Raw genomic sequence first — 19725 nt, forward strand, 5'->3', positions numbered from 1 at the left:
TTCGATCCCGGCGGTCGTGGCGCACCCACCACTTTTGCCGAGCGCGGTTTGGGCGATGTGCTGATCAGCTTCGAATCGGAAGTGAACAACATCCGTAAACAGTATGAAGCGCAGGGCTTCGAAGTGGTGATTCCAAAAACCAACATTCTGGCGGAGTTCCCGGTGGCGTGGGTGGATAAAAACGTGCAGGCCAACGGTACGGAAAAAGCCGCCAAAGCTTACCTGAACTGGCTCTACAGCCCGCAGGCGCAAACCATCATCACCGACTATTACTACCGCGTAAATAACCCGGAAGTTATGGACAAACTGAAAGATAAATTCCCGCAGACCGAGCTGTTCCGCGTGGAAGACAAATTTGGCTCCTGGCCGGAAGTGATGAAAACGCACTTCACCAGCGGCGGCGAGTTAGACAAGCTGTTAGCGGCGGGGCGTAGCTGATGTTTACCGTCGCTTCCAGACGTGTGCTGCCGGGCTTTACCTTAAGCCTCGGCACCAGTCTGCTGTTTGTGTGCCTGATTTTGTTACTGCCGCTTTCCGCACTGGTGATGCAGCTCTCTGAGATGAGCTGGGCGCAGTACTGGGAGGTGATCACCAACCCGCAGGTGGTGGCGGCCTATAAAGTGACGCTGCTGTCGGCGTTTGTGGCGTCGATTTTTAACGGCGTTTTCGGCCTGCTAATGGCGTGGATCTTAACCCGTTATCGCTTTCCGGGGCGCACTCTGCTTGATGCGCTGATGGATTTGCCGTTTGCATTGCCGACGGCGGTAGCAGGTTTAACGCTGGCTTCGCTGTTTTCGGTCAACGGCTTTTACGGTGAATGGCTGGCGAAGTTTGATATCAAAGTCACCTACACCTGGCTGGGGATTGCGGTGGCAATGGCCTTTACCAGTATTCCGTTTGTGGTGCGTGCCGTGCAGCCGGTGCTTGAAGAGTTAGGCCCGGAATATGAAGAAGCGGCGGAAACGCTCGGAGCAACGCGCTGGCAGAGTTTCTGCAAAGTGGTGCTGCCGGAGCTTTCCCCTGCGCTGGTGGCGGGTGTGGCGCTGTCGTTCACCCGTAGCCTCGGTGAGTTTGGCGCAGTGATTTTTATCGCCGGGAACATCGCATGGAAAACCGAAGTCACATCGCTGATGATTTTTGTGCGGTTACAGGAATTTGATTACCCGGCGGCGAGCGCGATCGCTTCGGTGATCCTCGCGGCATCACTGCTGCTGCTGTTCTCTATTAACACTCTGCAAAGTCGCTTTGGTCGGCGTGTGGTAGGTCATTAATGGCGGAAGTTACCCAATTGAAGCGTTATGACGCGCGCCCGATTAACTGGGGCAAATGGTTTCTGATTGGCACCGGGATGCTGGTTTCGGCGTTCATCCTGCTGGTGCCAATGATTTACATCTTCGTGCAGGCATTCAGCAAAGGGCTGATGCCGGTTTTACAGAATCTGGCCGACCCGGACATGTTGCACGCCATCTGGCTGACGGTGATGATTGCGCTGATTGCCGTGCCGGTAAACCTGGTATTCGGCATTCTGCTGGCCTGGCTGGTGACGCGTTTTGATTTTCCGGGACGTCAGTTGCTGCTGACGCTGCTGGACATCCCGTTTGCCGTATCGCCGGTGGTTGCCGGTCTGGTCTATCTGCTGTTTTACGGCTCGAATGGCCCGCTGGGCGGTTGGCTCGACGAGCATAACCTGCAAATTATGTTCTCGTGGCCGGGGATGGTGCTGGTCACTATCTTCGTGACTTGCCCGTTCGTGGTGCGCGAGCTGGTGCCGGTGATGTTAAGCCAGGGCAGCCAGGAAGACGAAGCGGCGATTTTGCTTGGTGCATCTGGCTGGCAGATGTTTCGTCGCGTCACATTGCCGAATATTCGCTGGGCGCTACTTTACGGCGTGGTGCTGACCAACGCCCGCGCAATTGGTGAGTTTGGCGCGGTGTCGGTGGTTTCCGGCTCGATTCGCGGTGAAACGCTGTCGCTGCCGTTACAAATTGAATTGCTGGAGCAGGACTACAACACTGTCGGCTCCTTTACCGCTGCGGCGTTATTGACGCTGATGGCGATTATCACCCTGTTTTTGAAGAGTATGTTGCAATGGCGCCTGGAGAATCAGGAAAAACGCGCGCAGCAGGAGGAACATCATGAGCATTGAGATTGCCAGGATTAAGAAGTCTTTTGGTCGCACCCAGGTGCTGAACGATATCTCACTGGATATTCCTTCAGGCCAGATGGTCGCGCTGCTGGGGCCGTCCGGTTCCGGGAAAACCACGCTGCTGCGTATTATTGCCGGGCTGGAACATCAAACCAGCGGACATATTCGCTTCCACGGCACTGACGTCAGCCGCCTGCACGCGCGCGACCGTAAAGTCGGTTTCGTGTTCCAGCATTACGCGTTGTTCCGCCATATGACGGTATTCGACAATATCGCTTTTGGCCTAACGGTGCTGCCGCGTCGCGAGCGGCCAAATGCCGCAGCCATCAAAGCGAAAGTGACAAAATTGCTGGAGATGGTGCAGCTTGCTCATCTGGCGGATCGTTATCCGGCGCAGCTTTCCGGCGGTCAGAAACAGCGTGTGGCGCTGGCGCGCGCGCTTGCTGTTGAACCGCAAATTCTGCTACTTGATGAACCGTTTGGCGCACTGGATGCGCAGGTGCGTAAAGAGCTGCGTCGTTGGTTGCGTCAACTGCATGAAGAACTGAAATTCACCAGCGTCTTTGTGACCCACGACCAGGAAGAAGCGATGGAAGTCGCTAACCGCGTGGTGGTGATGAGCCAGGGCAATATTGAACAGGCTGACGCGCCGGATCAGGTATGGCGCGAACCGGCGACCCGTTTTGTGCTGGAATTTATGGGCGAAGTAAACCGTCTGCGTGGCACCATTCGCGGCGGGCAGTTCCACGTTGGCGCGCACCGTTGGCCGCTGGGATATACGCCTGCCTATCAGGGGCCGGTGGATCTCTTCCTGCGCCCGTGGGAAGTGGATATCAGCCGCCGTACCAGCCTCGATTCGCCACTGCCGGTACAGGTACTGGAGGCCAGCCCGAAAGGCCACTACACCCAATTAGTGGTGCAGCCGCTGGGATGGTATGACGACCCGCTAACCGTGGTGATGCGCGGGGATGACGCGCCAGTACGCGGCGATCGCCTGTTTGTTGGGCTGCAACATGCGCGGCTGTATAACGGTGACGAGCGTATCGAAACCCGCGATGAGGAACTTGCTCTCGCACAAAGCGCCTGATAGGTTGAGTGAATGTTAAACGCCCGGAGGCGCTTCCCGCGATCCGGGCTTTTTAATGGCAAGGTTTTGTAACCTGTAGGCCTGATAAGACGCGCAAGCGTCGCATCAGGCAACACCATGTATGGACAGAGATCGTGAGTACATTAGAACAAACAATAGGCAATACGCCTCTGGTGAAGTTACAGCGAATGGGGCCGGATAACGGCAGTGAAGTCTGGTTAAAGCTGGAAGGTAATAATCCGGCAGGTTCGGTGAAAGATCGTGCGGCGCTATCGATGATTGTTGAGGCGGAAAAACGCGGTGAGATTAAACCGGGCGATGTGTTGATTGAAGCCACCAGCGGTAACACCGGCATTGCGCTGGCAATGATCGCCGCGCTAAAAGGCTATCGCATGAAATTGCTGATGCCCGACAACATGAGCCAGGAACGCCGTGCGGCGATGCGTGCCTACGGTGCGGAGCTGATTCTGGTGACCAAAGAACAAGGCATGGAAGGCGCGCGCGATCTGGCGCTGGAAATGGCGAACCGGGGCGAAGGCAAGTTGCTTGACCAGTTCAACAACCCCGATAACCCCTACGCCCATTACACCACCACCGGGCCGGAAATCTGGCAGCAAACTGGCGGTCGCATTACCCATTTTGTCTCCAGTATGGGGACAACCGGCACCATTACCGGTGTGTCACGGTTTATGCGTGAGCAATCCAAACCGGTGACCATTGTCGGCCTGCAGCCAGAAGAGGGCAGCAGCATTCCGGGCATTCGCCGCTGGCCAGCAGAGTATCTGCCGGGGATTTTCAACGCCTCGCTGGTGGATGAGGTGCTGGATATTCATCAGCGCGATGCGGAAAACACCATGCGCGAACTGGCGGTGCGGGAAGGGATTTTCTGCGGCGTTAGTTCTGGCGGCGCGGTTGCTGGTGCACTGCGCGTGGCAAAAGCTAACGCTGGCGCGGTAGTGGTGGCGATCATCTGCGATCGCGGCGATCGCTACCTTTCCACCGGCGTATTTGGCGAAGAACACTTTAGCCAGGGGGCGGGGATTTGAGTTTATTGCGCAGGCAACGTTTTATCCGTCTGGGCAATTAACGTATGTAAAAAAGGTTGCGCGTTTTCATCGCTCTTACCAGGGATCTGCACAATGTAAGGCTTTCCGGTAATCGATGATGACGAGGCAACCTTATCAATAAATTGCTCGGCAGTATCAATGCGATTACGGGTATTGCCCAGCTTCAGACGCAGATGGGAAACCGCTTCATCGCAGGTGTGTTCATCGCCGTTGCGCACAAATATCAAATCCTTTTTCTGTGCTAATGCATCCAACATGGCGTTGATGCGGGCTTCTTCATAGGCTGTTAACTTCGCGTAAACGGGAAGTGCCATTAACAGCGTAATGACCAGACAAATGATTTTCTTCACTGAATTACCTTATCCTTGTTTTGTGATAGCCGATTTGACTGCCAGAATCAGGTAAAGTTTCGGTTGGAATACGATGGGGATCATCGGCAAGGAGAAAAACTAAATGAGTAGTTTGTTGTTGTTTAACGATAAGAGCAGGGCGCTGCAGGCGGATATCGTCGCCGTGCAGTCGCAGGTGGTGTACGGCAGCGTAGGTAACAGCATTGCCGTGCCTGCGATTAAACAGAACGGCCTGAATGTCTTTGCCGTGCCGACCGTGTTGCTGAGCAATACGCCGCATTACGATACGTTCTACGGTGGTGCGATTCCGGACGAGTGGTTTAGTGGCTATTTGCGTGCGCTTCAGGAGCGTGATGCGCTGCGCCAACTTCGCGCTGTTACCACGGGCTATATGGGGACGGCATCGCAAATCAAAATCCTTGCTGAATGGCTGACAGCCTTACGCGAAGAGCATCCTGACTTGCTGATTATGGTTGATCCGGTGATTGGCGATATTGATAGCGGTATTTACGTCAAAGCTGATCTTCCCGATGCGTATCGGCAATATTTACTGCCGCTGGCGCAGGGGATTACGCCAAATATCTTTGAGCTGGAAATATTGACCGGTAAAAACTGCCGCGACCTCGATAGCGCCATTGCTGCTGCAAAAAGCCTGCTTTCAGAGACATTAAAATGGGTGGTTGTTACCAGCGCCTCCGGCAATGAAGAACACCAGGAGATGCAGGTGGTGGTGGTCAGTGCCGATAGCGTGAATGTCATTTCCCATTCACGGGTAAAAACCGACCTGAAAGGTACTGGCGATCTGTTTTGCGCCCAGCTTATTAGTGGATTACTGAAAGGGAAGGCGTTAACCGACGCAGTACACAGCGCGGGCTTACGTGTGCTGGAGGTAATGCGTTATACCCAGCAACATGAGAGCGATGAATTGATTTTGCCGCCGCTGTTAGAAGCATAAAAAAATGGCGCCGATGGCGCCATTTTTCATTGCGGCAAGAATTACTTCTTGATGCGGATAACCGGGGTTTCACCCACAGTCACGCTACCGGACAGTTTGATCAGTTCTTTGATTTCGTCCATGTTGGAGATAACAACCGGAGTCAGGGTAGACTTGGCTTTCTCTTCCAGCAGCGGCAGATCGAATTCAATAACCGTATCGCCAACTTTCACGCGCTGACCTTCTTCAGCAATACGCTTGAAGCCTTCGCCTTTCAGTTCAACGGTGTCGATACCGAAGTGGACGAACAGCTCAACGCCGCTATCGGATTCGATAGAGAACGCGTGGTTGGTTTCAAAGATTTTACCAATGGTGCCGTCAACCGGAGCGACCATTTTGTTACCAGTTGGTTTGATAGCAATGCCATCACCAACGATTTTTTCCGCAAAAACGACATCCGGCACGTCTTCGATATTGACGATCTCGCCAGAGAGCGGAGCAATGATCTCAATAGTTCCGGTATCCTTTTTGTCATCGGAAACCAGAGATTTCAGTTTATCGAACAAACCCATGATCTTCTCCTAAGCAGTAAATTGGGCCGCATCTCGTGGATTAGCAGATTGTTTTTTCTTCAATGAACTTGTTAACCAGCGTCATTAACTCGTCCGTTGTCGGTTGAGCAAGAGCCTGCTCTGCTAACACCTTCGCATCTTCGAAGTTCGTGTTACGGATAATCTTCTTAATGCGCGGGATAGAAATGGCGCTCATAGAGAATTCGTCCAGACCCATCCCCAGCAACAGAAGTGTAGCACGTTCATCGCCAGCAAGCTCACCACACATGCCAGTCCATTTGCCTTCAGCATGAGAAGCATCAATAACTTGCTTGATCAAGTTCAGCACGGACGGTGACATTGGCTGGTAAAGGTGTGAAATCATATCATTACCACGGTCAACTGCCAGAGTGTACTGCGTTAAATCATTGGTGCCGATACTAAAGAAATCAACTTCTTTGGCTAAATGACGCGCAATTGTTGCGGCAGCCGGTGTTTCCACCATTACGCCAATTTCAATTGATTCGTCAAACGCTTTACCTTCGTCACGCAGTTCCTGTTTGTAGATTTCGATCTCTTTGCGCAGAGCGCGAACTTCTTCGACAGAGATGATCATCGGGAACATGATGCGCAATTTACCGAAAGCAGAGGCACGCAGGATAGCGCGGAGCTGATCGCGCAGGATCTCTTTACGATCCATCGCGATACGGATAGCACGCCAGCCGAGGAACGGGTTCTCTTCTTTCGGGAAGTTCATGTACGGCAGCTCTTTGTCGCCGCCAATATCCATGGTACGAACGATAACAGCCTGCGAACCACACGCTTCAGCCACTGCTTTATAGGCAGCAAACTGTTCTTCTTCTGTTGGCAGCGCGTCGCGGTCCATGAACAAGAATTCAGTACGATACAGACCAACGCCTTCAGCGCCGTTACGTTCTGCACCTTCAACATCACGAACAGTACCGATGTTAGCGCACACTTCTACCTGGTGACCGTCCAGCGTAATAGCCGGGAGATCTTTCAGTTTAGCAAGCTCTGCTTTTTCAGAAGCAACTTGCTCCTGAACAGCGCGCAATTTATCGATAACTTCGTTGGTTGGATTGACGTAAACCTGATTATTTACGGCATCCAGAATCAGATAGTCGTCATTTTTCACCTGCGAAGTGACGCTACCAGTACCCACGATGGCCGGCAGCTCCAGAGAACGCGCCATAATAGAAGTGTGGGAAGTACGGCCACCCGCGTCGGTGATGAAACCCAGCACCTTCTTCAGGTTCAACTGTGCGGTTTCGGACGGTGTCAGGTCAGCGGCAACCAGAATGACTTCATCCTGAATGGCGCTCAGATCGATAATCTTCAGACCCAGGATGTTGCGCAGCAGGCGCTTACCGATATCACGCACGTCAGCCGCACGCTCTTTCAGGTATTCATCATCCAGTTCTTCCAGGGCAGAAGCCTGACCTTCAATAACTTCATGAGCAGCTGCGTCAGCCGTCATGTGCTTATCTTTAATCAGGGCTATGATTTCCTGCTCCAGCTCCTCATCTTCGAGCAGCATAATATGCCCTTCAAAGATGGCTTCTTTTTCTTCACCGAACGTTTCACCAGCTTTCGTTTTGATCGTTTCCAGCTGGGCTGATGCCTTGGCACGACCGCTCAGAAAACGTTCAACTTCCTGATCAACCTGGTCGGCAGAAATTTTTTTCCGGTCAATGACGATTTCGTCTTCTTTCAGAAGCAGAGCTTTACCGAAAGCGATACCCGGGGATGCTAAAATGCCTGAAATCATAACCCTACCTTACTTGTGACTGATTTTTAAAAGAACCCGGGAAATTACTCGAGTTCCGCCATCAGTTTAACCAGATGTTCAACCGCTTTCTGCTCGTCTTCGCCTTCAGCGGAGATAGTCACAACGGTCCCTTGAGTCAGGCCCAGAGTCTGCAGTTTAAACAGGCTTTTCGCGCTGGCGCTTTTGCCGTTGGAAGTCACAGTAATTTCAGAAGTGAAGCCCTTAGCTTCTTTTACAAACTGGGCAGCAGGGCGGGTGTGCAGACCGTTCGGAGCGGTAATGGTAACTTCTTGCTGGAACATTGTATTTCCCCAACTTATAGGTTTAGTGTTGTGGAACTAAAGTCTAGCCTGGCGGTTTGACTTTAGCCTGTATTGTTAGCGCCAGTTTTTAACAGACGCGACGCACGAAGTGTTCTGTACAGTCCATTGCTGGCGGATATCGACCGCTGACGTTTCGTTCATCATTAAACATTATGCCGCTAAAGGAAGAATTGAACCAAATCATAAAATCGATTCAGCTAAGGCTTTTCCTGTAACGATTAATTTCGCGCATCAAAATAATTAGTCAGGTTAAATACCAGTTCCGACAGGCTGAATCAATGCCAGGAGAGGCTAAAATTTGAAGTAGGCCACAAAAAAGCACCTGAAAAGGTGCTTTTTTACGCATTTTTAACAACCTGGCATTACTGTTGCAATTCTTTTTCGGTAAAGAGATCGGCAAATAATGCGGTGCTTAAATAACGCTCACCCGATGATGGCAGAATAACCACAATATTCTTATTGGTAAAGCTTTCATCTTCTTGTAGTTTCAACGCCGCAGCAACCGCCGCGCCGGAAGAGATTCCGGCAAGAATGCCTTCTTCTTCCATTAAACGACGTGCAGTAGAGATAGCTTCTTCATTGGTGATGCCAATAACTTTATCGACCAGTTTGAGATCAAGGTTCGCCGGGATAAAGCCAGCGCCGATGCCCTGGATTTTATGCGGGCCGGGTTTGATTTCTTCACCTGCCAGCGCCTGGGCGATGACGGGAGAATCGGTTGGCTCAACGGCAACAGAGATGAGGTCAGTCTTGCCTTTGGTGCCTTTAATGTAGCGGCTGACGCCGGTAAGCGTACCGCCAGTACCGACACCCGCAATAAATACATCAACCTGACCGTCGGTATCTTCCCAGATCTCCGGACCGGTGGTTTTTTCATGAATTTCCGGATTCGCCGGGTTGCTGAATTGTTGTAGCAGCAGGTATTTCTCTGGGTTACTGGCGACAATTTCTTCTGCTTTTTGAATCGCGCCTTTCATGCCCTTCGCGCCTTCAGTCAGTACCAGGTTTGCGCCCAGGGCTTTCAGCAGTTTGCGGCGTTCAATACTCATTGTCTCTGGCATGGTCAGAGTGAGTTTATAACCGCGAGCGGCTGCCACATAAGCCAGAGCAATACCTGTGTTGCCGCTGGTGGGTTCAACCAGTTCAACGCCGGGTTTCAGCACGCCGCGTTTTTCGGCATCCCAAATCATATTGGCACCGATACGGCACTTAACGCTGAAGCTGGGGTTACGAGATTCCACCTTCGCCAGAATACGTCCGTTACCGATGCGATTCAGGCGAACCAGCGGTGTGTGACCGATAGTCAGCGAGTTATCTTCAAAAATCTTACTCATGGCCTGTCCTTAACTGTATGAAATTGGGATACAACAGGTAGCATACCCGCTCAGAGAATATGCGGAAGTAAGGATTTAGCATATCTATATGCAGAAGGGAAATAATGACTTGCAAGATGGAATAAGGGTGGCATAAGCCACCCTTGTTTCATACAAATAGTTTACAAAATAACCGGAAGATTGTTACCGCCATAATGCATGGTTAGCGCGATAGCAATCGACCCACATCGCTGTCGCGCCACAGACGGCCACCGGCATGATGAACAAGTTGAGCACCGGGATCATCGTGAACAGACTCGTTAATGCGCCAAACTGCATATTGGTGATTTTGCGCGTGCGCAGGGCAGTGCGCATCTCTTTAAACGGCACTTTGTGGTTGTCGAACGGATAGTCGCAGTACTGAATGGCTAACATCCAGGCGCTGAACAGGAACCACAACACTGGCGCGACGGTTTGTCCGATGCCTGGGATAAAGTAGAGGATCAGCAATACGATGGCGCGTGGCAAATACCACGCAAATTTTTGCCATTCGCGTTTCATAATTCGCGGCACATCTTTCATGATACCCAAAATTCCGGTATCCGGCGGCGTAGCGCCTGTCAGCCTTGCTTCCAGTTGTTCAGCCAATAAACCGTTAAATGGCGCGGCAATCCAGTTCGCAATAGTTGAGAAAAAATAGCCAAAAATCAGCAGCACGGAGAGAACCGCGACAGGCCACAGCAAATAGCTTAACCATTGCAGCCAGTCAGGCACGTGGCTCATTAATGATGGGATCCAGACATCCAGTTGGGTAAAGAGCCACCAGAATGCACTTCCCATCAACAAAATATTGACCAACAGAGGTAAAATGACAAAACGCCGAATCCCGGGTTGCGAGACGAGCTTCCAGCCTTGCGCAAAATAGTAAAAACCGCTGCGTGGGGAAGATGTGTATGTTGAAACCATAATCAGGAGATGCTCCTTTTGACCAATCCCAGGAAAATTCTGCGTATTTTACCGGGTAATTGCGCAATGGACAGTTAGGATATGTTCGAAAAAACAGCAAAAAGCACGATTTCATCTATCTTTGTGCTGTGAAAGTTAAGAGTGCACTTGCACTCGAGGTAATCGGCAAATACTCTTAGTGAGTAAATGTTTGCCGTGGTGGCAAGGTGTTAGAACAACAGAGAATATAATGATGCAGGATTTGCGTCTGATATTAATCATTGTTGGCGCGATCGCCATAATCGCTTTACTGGTACATGGTTTCTGGACCAGCCGTAAAGAACGATCTTCTATGTTCCGCGATCGGCCATTAAAACGAATGAAGTCAAAACGTGACGACGATTCTTATGATGAGGATGTCGAAGATGATGAGGGCGTTGGTGAGGTTCGTGTTCACCGCGTAAATCATGCCCCGGCTAACGCCCAGGAGCATGAGGCTGCTCGTCCGTCGCCGCAACACCAGTACCAACCGCCTTATGCGTCTGCGCAGCCGCGTCAACCGGTTCAGCAGCCGCCTGAAGCGCAGGTATCGCCGCAACATGCTCCGCATTCAGCGCAGCCGGTTCAGCAACCGCAGCCGGTTCAGCAGCCGACCTACCAGCCGCAGCCTGAACAGCAGGTTGCTCCGCAAGTACCGCCAGCTCCGCAACCGACGCAGCCAGCGCCCCAACCAGCGCAGCAGGCTTTCCAGGTTGCGGAACCCGTAGCGGCACCGCAGCCTGAACCTGTAAATGAACCGGCACCTGTCATGGATAAGCCGAAGCGTAAAGAAGCGGTGATCATTATGAACGTCGCGGCGCATCACGGTAGCGAGCTGAATGGTGAACTGCTTCTTAACAGCATTCAGCAGGCGGGCTTTATCTTTGGCGATATGAATATTTACCATCGTCATCTCAGCCCGGACGGCAGTGGCCCTGCGTTATTCAGCCTGGCGAATATGGTGAAACCGGGAACATTCGATCCTGAAATGAAGGATTTCACCACTCCTGGCGTCACTATCTTTATGCAGGTTCCGTCTTATGGTGATGAACTGCAAAACTTCAAGCTGATGCTGCAATCTGCGCAGCATATCGCTGATGAAGTCGGTGGCGTAGTTCTTGACGATCAGCGCCGTATGATGACTCCGCAGAAACTGCGCGAGTATCAGGACATCATCCGCGAAGTGAAAGACGCTAACGTCTGATACACTTAAGGCAAATTAACTCTTCTTCGAACCCCCGCTTGTCGGGGGTTTTTAGCATTGATGGTGCGATATGGAATCAATCGAAAGACAACTCACAGAACTGCGAACGACGCTTCGCCATCATGAATATCTTTATCATGTGATGGATGCGCCGGAAATTCCCGACGCTGAATACGACAGGCTGATGCGTGAGCTGCGCGAGTTGGAAGCAAAACATCCGGAACTCATTACCCCGGATTCACCAACCCAGCGCGTAGGTGCAGCGCCGCTGGCAGCCTTCAGCCAGATCCGTCATGAAGTACCGATGCTGTCGCTGGACAACGTTTTTGATGAAGAGAGTTTTCTCGCTTTCAACAAACGCGTACTGGATCGTCTGAAAAGTAACGAAAAAGTCACCTGGTGCTGTGAGCTGAAGCTTGATGGCCTTGCCGTCAGCATTCTGTATGAGAATGGCGTTCTGGTCAGTGCGGCGACCCGTGGTGATGGCACCACCGGCGAAGACATCACCTCTAACGTCCGTACTATTCGCGCGATTCCGCTGAAATTGCATGGTGAGAATATCCCGGCGCGCCTGGAAGTGCGTGGTGAAGTATTCCTGCCACAAGCAGGGTTCGAAAAGATCAACGAAGAGGCGCGACGCACGGGCGGGAAAGTATTTGCTAACCCACGTAATGCTGCGGCAGGTTCGCTGCGTCAGCTTGATCCGCGTATCACGGCGAAGCGACCGCTCACGTTCTTCTGCTACGGCGTTGGTGTGCTGGAAGGCGGCGAGCTGCCGGACACCCATCTTGGTCGTTTAATGCAATTTAAAAAGTGGGGATTACCGGTCAGCGATCGTGTCACGTTATGTGAATCGGCAGAAGAGGTGCTGGCGTTTTATCACAAAGTTGAAGAAGACCGCCCGACGCTGGGCTTTGATATCGACGGCGTGGTGATTAAAGTCAACTCACTGGCGCAGCAGGAACAGCTTGGGTTTGTTTCACGTGCCCCGCGCTGGGCTGTGGCGTTTAAATTCCCGGCGCAGGAACAGATGACTTTCGTGCGCGACGTTGAGTTTCAGGTTGGACGTACCGGCGCTATTACGCCCGTTGCGCGTCTGGAACCTGTACATGTTGCAGGCGTGCTGGTGAGCAATGCTACCTTACACAATGCCGATGAAATCGAACGTCTTGGTTTACGCATTGGCGATAAAGTGGTGATCCGCCGCGCTGGCGATGTGATCCCGCAGGTGGTTAACGTCGTGCTTTCTGAACGCCCGGAAGATACCCGTGCCGTAGAGTTCCCGACGCATTGCCCGGTATGTGGTTCTGACGTCGAGCGTGTGGAAGGTGAAGCAGTCGCCCGCTGTACCGGTGGCCTGATTTGCGGCGCTCAGCGTAAAGAGTCACTGAAACATTTTGTTTCCCGTCGGGCGATGGACGTTGACGGTATGGGTGACAAAATCATCGACCAGCTTGTCGAAAAAGAGTACGTCCACACACCTGCTGACCTGTTTAAACTCACCGCAGGCAAACTGACCGGACTGGAGAGAATGGGGCCGAAATCAGCGCAAAACGTGGTTAACGCGCTGGAAAAAGCGAAAGAAACCACCTTTGCTCGCTTCCTTTATGCGCTTGGCATTCGCGAAGTCGGCGAGGCCACTGCAGCAGGTTTGGCAGCATATTTCGGCACGCTGGACGCACTGGAAGCAGCCTCGATTGAAGAGCTGCAAAAAGTGCCCGATGTCGGAATTGTCGTCGCATCCCATGTTCACAACTTCTTTGCCGAAGACAGTAACCGCAATGTCATCAGCGAGCTGTTGGCGGAAGGTGTTCACTGGCCTGCGCCGGTGGTGATTAACGCGGAAGAGATCGACAGCCCGTTTGCCGGTAAAACCGTGGTGCTCACCGGTAGCTTAAGTCAGATGTCGCGTGATGATGCTAAAGCTCGCCTGGTCGCACTGGGCGCGAAAGTCGCGGGCAGCGTTTCGAAGAAAACCGATCTGGTGATCGCCGGAGAAGCCGCAGGTTCTAAACTGGCGAAAGCGCAGGAATTGGGCATTGAAGTGATCGACGAAGCAGAGATGCTACGTTTGCTGGGTAACTGAGATGGAAAAAGAGCAGCTGATTGAAATAGCCAATACGATAATGCCGTTTGGCAAGTACAAAGGGCGTCGCTTAATCGACCTGCCGGAAGAGTATCTTTTGTGGTTTGCCCGCAAGGATGAGTTCCCGGCAGGAAAACTCGGTGAGCTAATGCAAATCACGCTGCTGATTAAAACCGAGGGGCTGACGCAACTGGTTCAGCCCCTGAAACGTCCGCTTTAAATCTTCCCTGCGTGGCTTTCCTGCTGCGCCTGTAGTTGCTCGGTCTGGCGCTTATAACGACGCGCCAGCACCGCGCAAACCATCAGCTGGATCTGATGGAAAATCATCAGTGGCAGCACCATCATACCGATAACTGACGTTGGGAACAGAATGTTCGCCATCGGAATACCATTCGCCAGGCTCTTTTTCGAACCACAGAAGACAATCGTTATCTCATCCGCCTTATTGAAACCCAGTCGGCGTGCCATAAAGACGTTAATCACAATCACGATAGCCAACAGCACGCAGCTGACCACCACGATAAACAGCAACGATCCCCAGCCGACTTTGTGCCAGATGCCGTTAACAACAGCTTCGCTGAAGGCCGTATAGACCACCAACAGAATGGAGGTCTGGTCAGTTTTCGCAATCCACTTTTTATTGCGCGCCACCCAGTTGCCAATCCACGGGCGAGAAAGATGCCCCAACACAAAAGGTAGTAACAATTGCAGCATAATCTTACCGACCTGTTCGAGGCTGCCCTCTGCACCGTGAACATTCATCACCAGACCAACCAGCAATGGCGAAAGGAAAATACCCAGCAGGCTGGATGCTGATGCAGAACAAACGGCCGCCGCAACGTTACCGCCCGCCATCGAGGTAAAAGCGATTGCTGACTGCACCGTGGCAGGAAGAATGCAAAGATAGAGAAAGCCGGAATAGAGCATGGGATCGACGTTTACTGGTTTCCACCAGGCAAACAACACGCCCAGAACCGGAAACAGCACGAAGGTACTGCACATCACCCACAAATGCAGTCGCCAGTGACTACCGCCTGCAATAATGGCCTCTCGCGACAACTTCGCGCCGTGCATAAAGAACAGCAGGGCAATGGCTGCTGTGGTCAGATTTTCAAAGAAGGGGACGAAATCGCCTCTGGCCGGAAAGAAAGAAGCCAGTAACACCACCGTGACCAGGGTTAAGGTGAAAGGATCGAGGATACGAAAAAGTTTCATAAAGGCTCCAGATAATCGATGGTTCTATTGTGCTTCTTCCAGTTTGAGAAATAAAATTGATTTATTGCATTCATTCATGAAGAAAATAGATGAATGACTCTTTAAAACAATTAAAGGTTTTCGTCACAGTAGCGAAGGAAGAACCGGACACTTTCAACAGCTGGTGAAGCATTAGAGGACGTGGAGCAAGAACAGGGGGAATAGTGATGGCAGGGCGAGAAGGGGAATCGTTGTATCATATATCGTGTTATGCATTTCTGCCGGGAATCCCGGCAGAAATGGTTCAGAAGTTAAATTTGACCGAGTAAATGATGGCGTCCTGATACCAGGCTTCTCCCAGCTTGTCGTCCGCGTAGCGATACTGAAGCCCCGTAGTTTTATTCGGGGTAGCATTCCACCAGAGGGCGACCGCACCGTTCAGCCCTTCTTTACCGCCATTACCTGCCGCGTAGGTGGCATCACGATCAAACTCGTACTCGTTCCAGTTGGTGAGGGTGAATTTCTCTCTGCCCAGCATAAAGCTGTAACCCGCAACCCAACCTGCCACGTAGCCGTTATCGCCCGTGTAATAGGTTTGATCCGTATAGCGTTTGGCAAAGAAAGGTTTGAACCACCAACTGTTACCGGTGAAGTTGTAGCCAAAACCGTACAGGAACATATCGTCGTGGAAATTTACCCGATTTGCAGAACCGTAGGTGCCATACGCGTGCAGGTAGAGATTAAATCCGGTATTGCCCAGGTAAATGCGGTTGGTATTTTTAAAGGTATAACGCTGCTCACTACCTGGTTTATCGTGGCGGTCGTTATAAAAGTTTTCCCAGTCGAAAAAACCGTACATTTCTCCCCAACTAAAGTTGGCACCGCCTTCCAGTTCCAGATAACCAAAATCATCTTTGTGTGACTTAGTTGACGATTTCTCGGTGGTTCGGCTGGTCCAGTCCAGGTAATGCACGCCGATATCTGCAAACCCACCTTTAAATTCTGCATGAGATATAACAGGTATGGCTAATAAAGAGGTGAGCGTCAGAGTTAAAAGATGTTTTTTCATAGCATAATTCCCTATGCCGATCGTTATTAGTAGATTGCTTAATAAAGTGGTTTGTTAAAAACAGCATATTGTTAATGCAAGGGAGTGAATATCGCCAATACAGTTTTTGCTGGGAATTAATAGTGAAAAGATATAAATCCATCGATATCAAATCGCTATTGAATGCGTGAGGAAAGTGTATTGGTAAGAGCCGGGACAACCTCGCTATAAAAAGACATTAGATTCAACCCTACTGAAAAAAGGATATATATGTCTCAGGCTCAATTTTCTCATAACCCGCTGTATTGCGTCGATATTATCCAGGCTTATAAACCAGATTTCACACCACGAGTGGCTTTTATTTTAGGTTCCGGGCTGGGCGCACTGGCCGATCAGATTGAGAACGCTGTCGCCATTTCCTACGAAAAGCTGCCGGGCTTCCCGGTAAGTACGGTGCATGGTCATGCAGGTGAGCTGGTGTTGGGGCATCTCCAGGGCGTTCCGGTGGCATGTATGAAAGGTCGGGGGCATTTCTATGAAGGTCGTGGAATGACCATCATGACTGACGCGATTCGTACTTTCAAATTGCTGGGCTGTGAACTGCTGTTCTGCACCAATGCGGCGGGCTCACTGCGTCCGGAAGTCGGTGCGGGCAGTCTGGTTGCGCTGAAAGACCACATCAACACCATGCCAGGTACACCGATGGTGGGTCTTAACGATGAACGCTTTGGCGAACGCTTCTTCTCGCTGGCGAATGCCTACGATGCGGACTACCGCGCACTGTTGCAAAAAGTGGCGAAAGAAGAGGGTTTCCCCCTGACGGAAGGTGTGTTCGTCTCGTATCCGGGGCCGAATTTCGAAACGGCGGCAGAGATTCGCATGATGCAAATTATTGGCGGGGATGTCGTTGGAATGTCCGTTGTGCCTGAAGTTATTTCAGCACGCCATTGTGACCTGAAGGTCGTGGCCGTTTCTGCGATTACCAATATGGCGGAAGGTCTGAGTGACGTGAAGCTCTCGCATACCCAAACGTTGGCGGCAGCGGATCTCTCTAAGCAGAACTTTATCAACCTTATTTGCGGCTTTCTGCGCAATATTGCCTGATTAAAACAACAATAAACGGCCTCACGGGTGAGGCCACATGATGCGACAAGGAAACGATTATGAGCATCGCTTTGCGCTTAAAGGTAATGTCCTTTTTGCAATATTTTATCTGGGGGAGCTGGCTGGTTACCCTCGGTTCCTACATGATTAATACCCTTCATTTTACCGGCGCTAACGTCGGTATGGTCTACAGCTCCAAAGGGATTGCTGCGATTATTATGCCTGGCATTATGGGGATTATCGCGGATAAATGGCTGCGTGCGGAACGCGCATATATGCTGTGCCACCTGGTGTGTGCTGGCGTGCTTTTTTATGCGGCATCCGTCAGTGATCCGGATACGATGTTTTGGGTGATGTTAGTCAATGCAATGGCATTTATGCCGACCATCGCGTTATCAAACAGCGTCTCTTATTCCTGCCTCGCTCAGGCCGGGCTTGACCCGGTGACAGCTTTCCCGCCTATTCGCGTTTTTGGTACGGTGGGGTTCATCATTGCGATGTGGGCAGTAAGCTTACTGCATCTGGAATTGAGCAGCCTGCAATTGTATATCGCTTCCGGTGCGTCTCTGCTGCTGTCGGCTTACGCGCTGACTTTGCCTAAAATTCCTGTTGCGCAGAAAAAAGTGACTACTTCGCTTGCCAGTAAACTCGGTCTGGACGCGTTTGTGCTATTCAAAAATCCGCGTATGGCCATCTTTTTCCTCTTCGCCATGATGCTGGGCGCGGTACTGCAAATTACCAACGTTTTTGGCAACCCGTTCCTGCATGATTTTGCCCGTAACCCGGAGTTTGCTGATAGCTTCGTGGTGAAATATCCGTCCATTTTATTGTCAGTTTCACAGATGGCTGAAGTCGGTTTCATTCTGACGATTCCGTTCTTTTTGAAGCGTTTCGGCATCAAAACGGTCATGCTTATGAGTATGGTGGCCTGGACGCTGCGCTTTGGCTTCTTTGCTTATGGCGATCCGTCACCAACTGGGTTTATTTTGCTGCTGCTGTCGATGATTGTTTACGGCTGCGCATTTGATTTCTTCAATATTTCCGGTTCGGTCTTTGTTGAACAGGAAGTTGATTCCAACATTCGTGCCAGCGCACAGGGGCTCTTTATGACCATGGTAAATGGTGTCGGTGCTTGGGTTGGCTCGATTCTGAGCGGCATGGCAGTGGATTACTTCTCGGTAGATGGCGTAAAAGACTGGCAAACTATCTGGCTGATGTTTGCAGGATATTCTCTTTTCCTCGCAGTGATATTTTTCTTTGGATTTAAATATAACCATGACCCTGAAAAGATAACACATCGAACAGTGACACATTAAAAGAACTGCCAGCTCCGTTTTTCAGGGCTGCTTTTATGATAAAGGTTAATTAATGAAAGATATTTTATTTTCTTCTGGCGTCGGTTTTGGTATTGGTGCTTTATTTACAATCGTGCGGTTACCTATTCCCGTGCCAAATGTATTGCCGGGTATATTATCTATTGTGTTTATGTATGTAGGTTATCTGGTGGTGAAATACTTTATGCCGTGATAATTTAATAAGATATATTTATTAAACGGAGCATTTAATTATGGAACGCATTTACAGAACAGACCTTAAGTTGCTCCGTTATTTTCTTGCTGTAGCGGAAGAGTTACATTTTGGCCGCGCAGCGGCGCGTTTAAATATGTCTCAGCCTCCGCTCAGTATTCATATTAAAGAGCTGGAAAATCAACTCGGCACACAGCTTTTTATTCGTCATTCGCGCAGCGTCGCCCTGACACACGCGGGCAAAATCTTGATGGAAGAATCGCGCCGATTGCTGATGAATGCAAATCAGGTGTTGGCTCGGATTGAACAAATAGGCCGGGGAGAAGCAGGGCGGATTGAACTCGGTGTGGTCGGAACGGCAATGTGGGGACGGATGCGGCCGGTTATGCGGCGATTCCTTAGGGAAAACCCCAACGTTGAAGTACTGTTTCGCGAAAAGATGCCTGCGATGCAAATGGCGCTGTTGGAGCGCCGCGAACTCGATGCCGGGATCTGGCGAATGGCGACAGAACCACCGGAAGATTTTACCAGCTTACGCTTGCATGAATCGGCGTTTCTGGTAGCGATGCCTGAAGAGCATCACCTCTCATCATATTCCGACGTTCCGCTGGAAGCACTACGTGACGAGTATTTTGTCACAATGCCGCCCGTGTACACTGACTGGGAATTTTTGCAGCGCGTTTGTCAGCAGGCGGGTTTTTCACCGGTTGTTATTCGCGAAGTTAATGAACCACAAACGGTGCTGGCCATGATCAGTATGGGCATTGGTATCACATTGATAGCAGACAGCTATGCACAGATGAACTGGCCTGGTGTCATTTTCCGTCCGCTCAAAGAGCGCATCCCGGCAGATTTATATATTGTTTATGAAACGCAGCAGGTGACGCCCGCGATGGTTAAGCTGTTGGCAGCATTGAGACAGTAGGCGAGGGGGAGATAGCCGGAAATCGTAGGTCTGATAAGCGAAGCGAATCTGGCAATTTCGCAAATCGCACATAGCAAAAAAGCGCCTTTAGGG

Annotated in this window: 20 protein-coding genes and 1 pseudogene; 13 read left to right on the plus strand and 8 right to left on the minus strand. The window is 51.1% G+C overall.

What is annotated here, in order from left to right; all coding sequences use genetic code 11:
* The 5 genes and pseudogenes from cysP to cysM all read left to right on the plus strand — a co-directional run.
* Window positions 1–438 (plus strand): annotated as a pseudogene (cysP, locus tag EQY_RS0118110) (thiosulfate/sulfate ABC transporter substrate-binding protein CysP); the annotation flags it as partial.
* Entirely contained in the window at window positions 438–1271 is an 834-nt protein-coding gene (gene cysT, locus EQY_RS0118115; protein WP_000495502.1) for a sulfate/thiosulfate ABC transporter permease CysT, read from the plus strand. The pseudogene cysP and the gene cysT, both read left to right, overlap by 1 nt.
* On the plus strand, window positions 1271–2146 hold the full coding sequence (gene cysW / locus EQY_RS0118120) for a sulfate/thiosulfate ABC transporter permease CysW (RefSeq protein ID WP_000852695.1): 876 nt from the start codon (window positions 1271–1273) through the stop codon (window positions 2144–2146). The genes cysT and cysW overlap by 1 nt, the downstream gene beginning before the upstream one ends.
* Window positions 2136–3233 carry a sulfate/thiosulfate ABC transporter ATP-binding protein CysA gene (gene cysA, locus EQY_RS0118125; RefSeq protein WP_000021084.1) on the plus strand — a complete coding sequence of 366 codons (1098 nt, stop codon included), beginning with the start codon at window positions 2136–2138 and terminating at the stop codon, window positions 3231–3233. Before cysW ends, cysA begins: the two co-directional genes overlap by 11 nt.
* A 134-nt stretch (window positions 3234–3367) precedes the next feature.
* A complete protein-coding gene (gene cysM, locus EQY_RS0118130; RefSeq protein ID WP_000105472.1) occupies window positions 3368–4279 on the plus strand; it encodes a cysteine synthase B in 912 nt (303 codons plus the stop codon).
* A gap of 2 nt (window positions 4280–4281) precedes the next feature.
* Here the strand turns inward: cysM and EQY_RS0118135 are convergent, their stop codons facing one another.
* The gene (locus tag EQY_RS0118135) at window positions 4282–4650 is read right to left on the minus strand and encodes a YfeK family protein (protein ID WP_000719938.1); all 369 of its coding nucleotides are present in this window, start codon (window positions 4648–4650) and stop codon (window positions 4282–4284) included.
* 103 nt (window positions 4651–4753) lie between these two features.
* Here EQY_RS0118135 and pdxK point away from each other — a divergent pair, with 103 nt between their 5' ends.
* On the plus strand, window positions 4754–5605 hold the full coding sequence (gene pdxK, locus EQY_RS0118140) for a pyridoxine/pyridoxal/pyridoxamine kinase (RefSeq protein WP_000096632.1): 852 nt from the start codon (window positions 4754–4756) through the stop codon (window positions 5603–5605).
* A 41-nt stretch (window positions 5606–5646) separates the two neighbouring features.
* Here the strand turns inward: pdxK and crr are convergent, their stop codons facing one another.
* The 5 genes from crr to cysZ form a co-directional block, all read right to left on the minus strand.
* Window positions 5647–6156, minus strand: coding sequence for a PTS glucose transporter subunit IIA (gene crr / locus EQY_RS0118145; RefSeq protein ID WP_000522247.1), 510 nt, complete (start codon window positions 6154–6156; stop codon window positions 5647–5649).
* A gap of 40 nt (window positions 6157–6196) precedes the next feature.
* Entirely contained in the window at window positions 6197–7924 is a 1728-nt protein-coding gene (gene ptsI, locus EQY_RS0118150) for a phosphoenolpyruvate-protein phosphotransferase PtsI (protein ID WP_000623129.1), read from the minus strand.
* A gap of 44 nt (window positions 7925–7968) precedes the next feature.
* Window positions 7969–8226 (minus strand): phosphocarrier protein Hpr, encoded by a 258-nt coding sequence (gene ptsH / locus EQY_RS0118155; RefSeq protein ID WP_000487600.1) that lies wholly within the window; start codon window positions 8224–8226, stop codon window positions 7969–7971.
* A 383-nt stretch (window positions 8227–8609) separates the two neighbouring features.
* The gene (cysK, locus tag EQY_RS0118160; RefSeq protein ID WP_000034402.1) at window positions 8610–9581 is read right to left on the minus strand and encodes a cysteine synthase A; all 972 of its coding nucleotides are present in this window, start codon (window positions 9579–9581) and stop codon (window positions 8610–8612) included.
* A 183-nt stretch (window positions 9582–9764) separates the two neighbouring features.
* Entirely contained in the window at window positions 9765–10526 is a 762-nt protein-coding gene (gene cysZ / locus EQY_RS0118165) for a sulfate transporter CysZ (RefSeq protein WP_000255357.1), read from the minus strand.
* A 229-nt stretch (window positions 10527–10755) separates the two neighbouring features.
* Here cysZ and zipA point away from each other — a divergent pair, with 229 nt between their 5' ends.
* From zipA to EQY_RS0118180, 3 genes are all read left to right on the plus strand, one after another.
* A complete protein-coding gene (gene zipA, locus EQY_RS0118170) occupies window positions 10756–11748 on the plus strand; it encodes a cell division protein ZipA (protein ID WP_000983144.1) in 993 nt (330 codons plus the stop codon).
* Window positions 11749–11818: 70 nt separating this feature from the next.
* Window positions 11819–13834 carry an NAD-dependent DNA ligase LigA gene (gene ligA, locus EQY_RS0118175; protein ID WP_000443719.1) on the plus strand — a complete coding sequence of 672 codons (2016 nt, stop codon included), beginning with the start codon at window positions 11819–11821 and terminating at the stop codon, window positions 13832–13834.
* A gap of 1 nt (window position 13835) precedes the next feature.
* Entirely contained in the window at window positions 13836–14054 is a 219-nt protein-coding gene (locus tag EQY_RS0118180) for a DUF3820 family protein (protein ID WP_000410201.1), read from the plus strand.
* Here the strand turns inward: EQY_RS0118180 and EQY_RS0118185 are convergent.
* Together EQY_RS0118185 and EQY_RS0118190 are read right to left on the minus strand one after the other, a co-directional pair.
* Window positions 14051–15049, minus strand: coding sequence for a bile acid:sodium symporter family protein (locus EQY_RS0118185; protein WP_000765627.1), 999 nt, complete (start codon window positions 15047–15049; stop codon window positions 14051–14053). The two genes, EQY_RS0118180 and EQY_RS0118185, sit on opposite strands and share 4 nt — an antisense overlap.
* A gap of 283 nt (window positions 15050–15332) precedes the next feature.
* On the minus strand, window positions 15333–16097 hold the full coding sequence (locus tag EQY_RS0118190) for a nucleoside-specific channel-forming Tsx family protein (protein WP_000716425.1): 765 nt from the start codon (window positions 16095–16097) through the stop codon (window positions 15333–15335).
* A 249-nt stretch (window positions 16098–16346) separates the two neighbouring features.
* On the opposite strand from EQY_RS0118190, the gene xapA reads away from it, so the two are divergent.
* From xapA to xapR, 4 genes are read left to right on the plus strand one after another with little or no spacing between them, the layout of a single operon-like run.
* Window positions 16347–17180 carry a xanthosine phosphorylase gene (xapA, locus tag EQY_RS0118195; protein WP_000075941.1) on the plus strand — a complete coding sequence of 278 codons (834 nt, stop codon included), beginning with the start codon at window positions 16347–16349 and terminating at the stop codon, window positions 17178–17180.
* A 59-nt stretch (window positions 17181–17239) separates the two neighbouring features.
* On the plus strand, window positions 17240–18496 hold the full coding sequence (xapB, locus tag EQY_RS0118200; protein ID WP_000020387.1) for a xanthosine/proton symporter XapB: 1257 nt from the start codon (window positions 17240–17242) through the stop codon (window positions 18494–18496).
* A gap of 52 nt (window positions 18497–18548) precedes the next feature.
* Window positions 18549–18707, plus strand: a complete 159-nt coding sequence (locus EQY_RS0118205) for a DUF1427 family protein (protein WP_000651752.1) — start codon at window positions 18549–18551, stop codon at window positions 18705–18707.
* Window positions 18708–18747: 40 nt separating this feature from the next.
* Window positions 18748–19632: a DNA-binding transcriptional regulator XapR gene (gene xapR / locus EQY_RS0118210; RefSeq protein ID WP_000439925.1), complete on the plus strand. Its 885-nt coding sequence runs from the start codon at window positions 18748–18750 to the stop codon at window positions 19630–19632.
* The last annotated feature ends 93 nt before the right edge of the window (window positions 19633–19725 follow it).

Origin of the sequence: Escherichia sp. TW14182 (genome assembly GCF_000208525.1) — a bacterium.
Classification (GTDB): Bacteria; Pseudomonadota; Gammaproteobacteria; order Enterobacterales; family Enterobacteriaceae; genus Escherichia; species Escherichia ruysiae.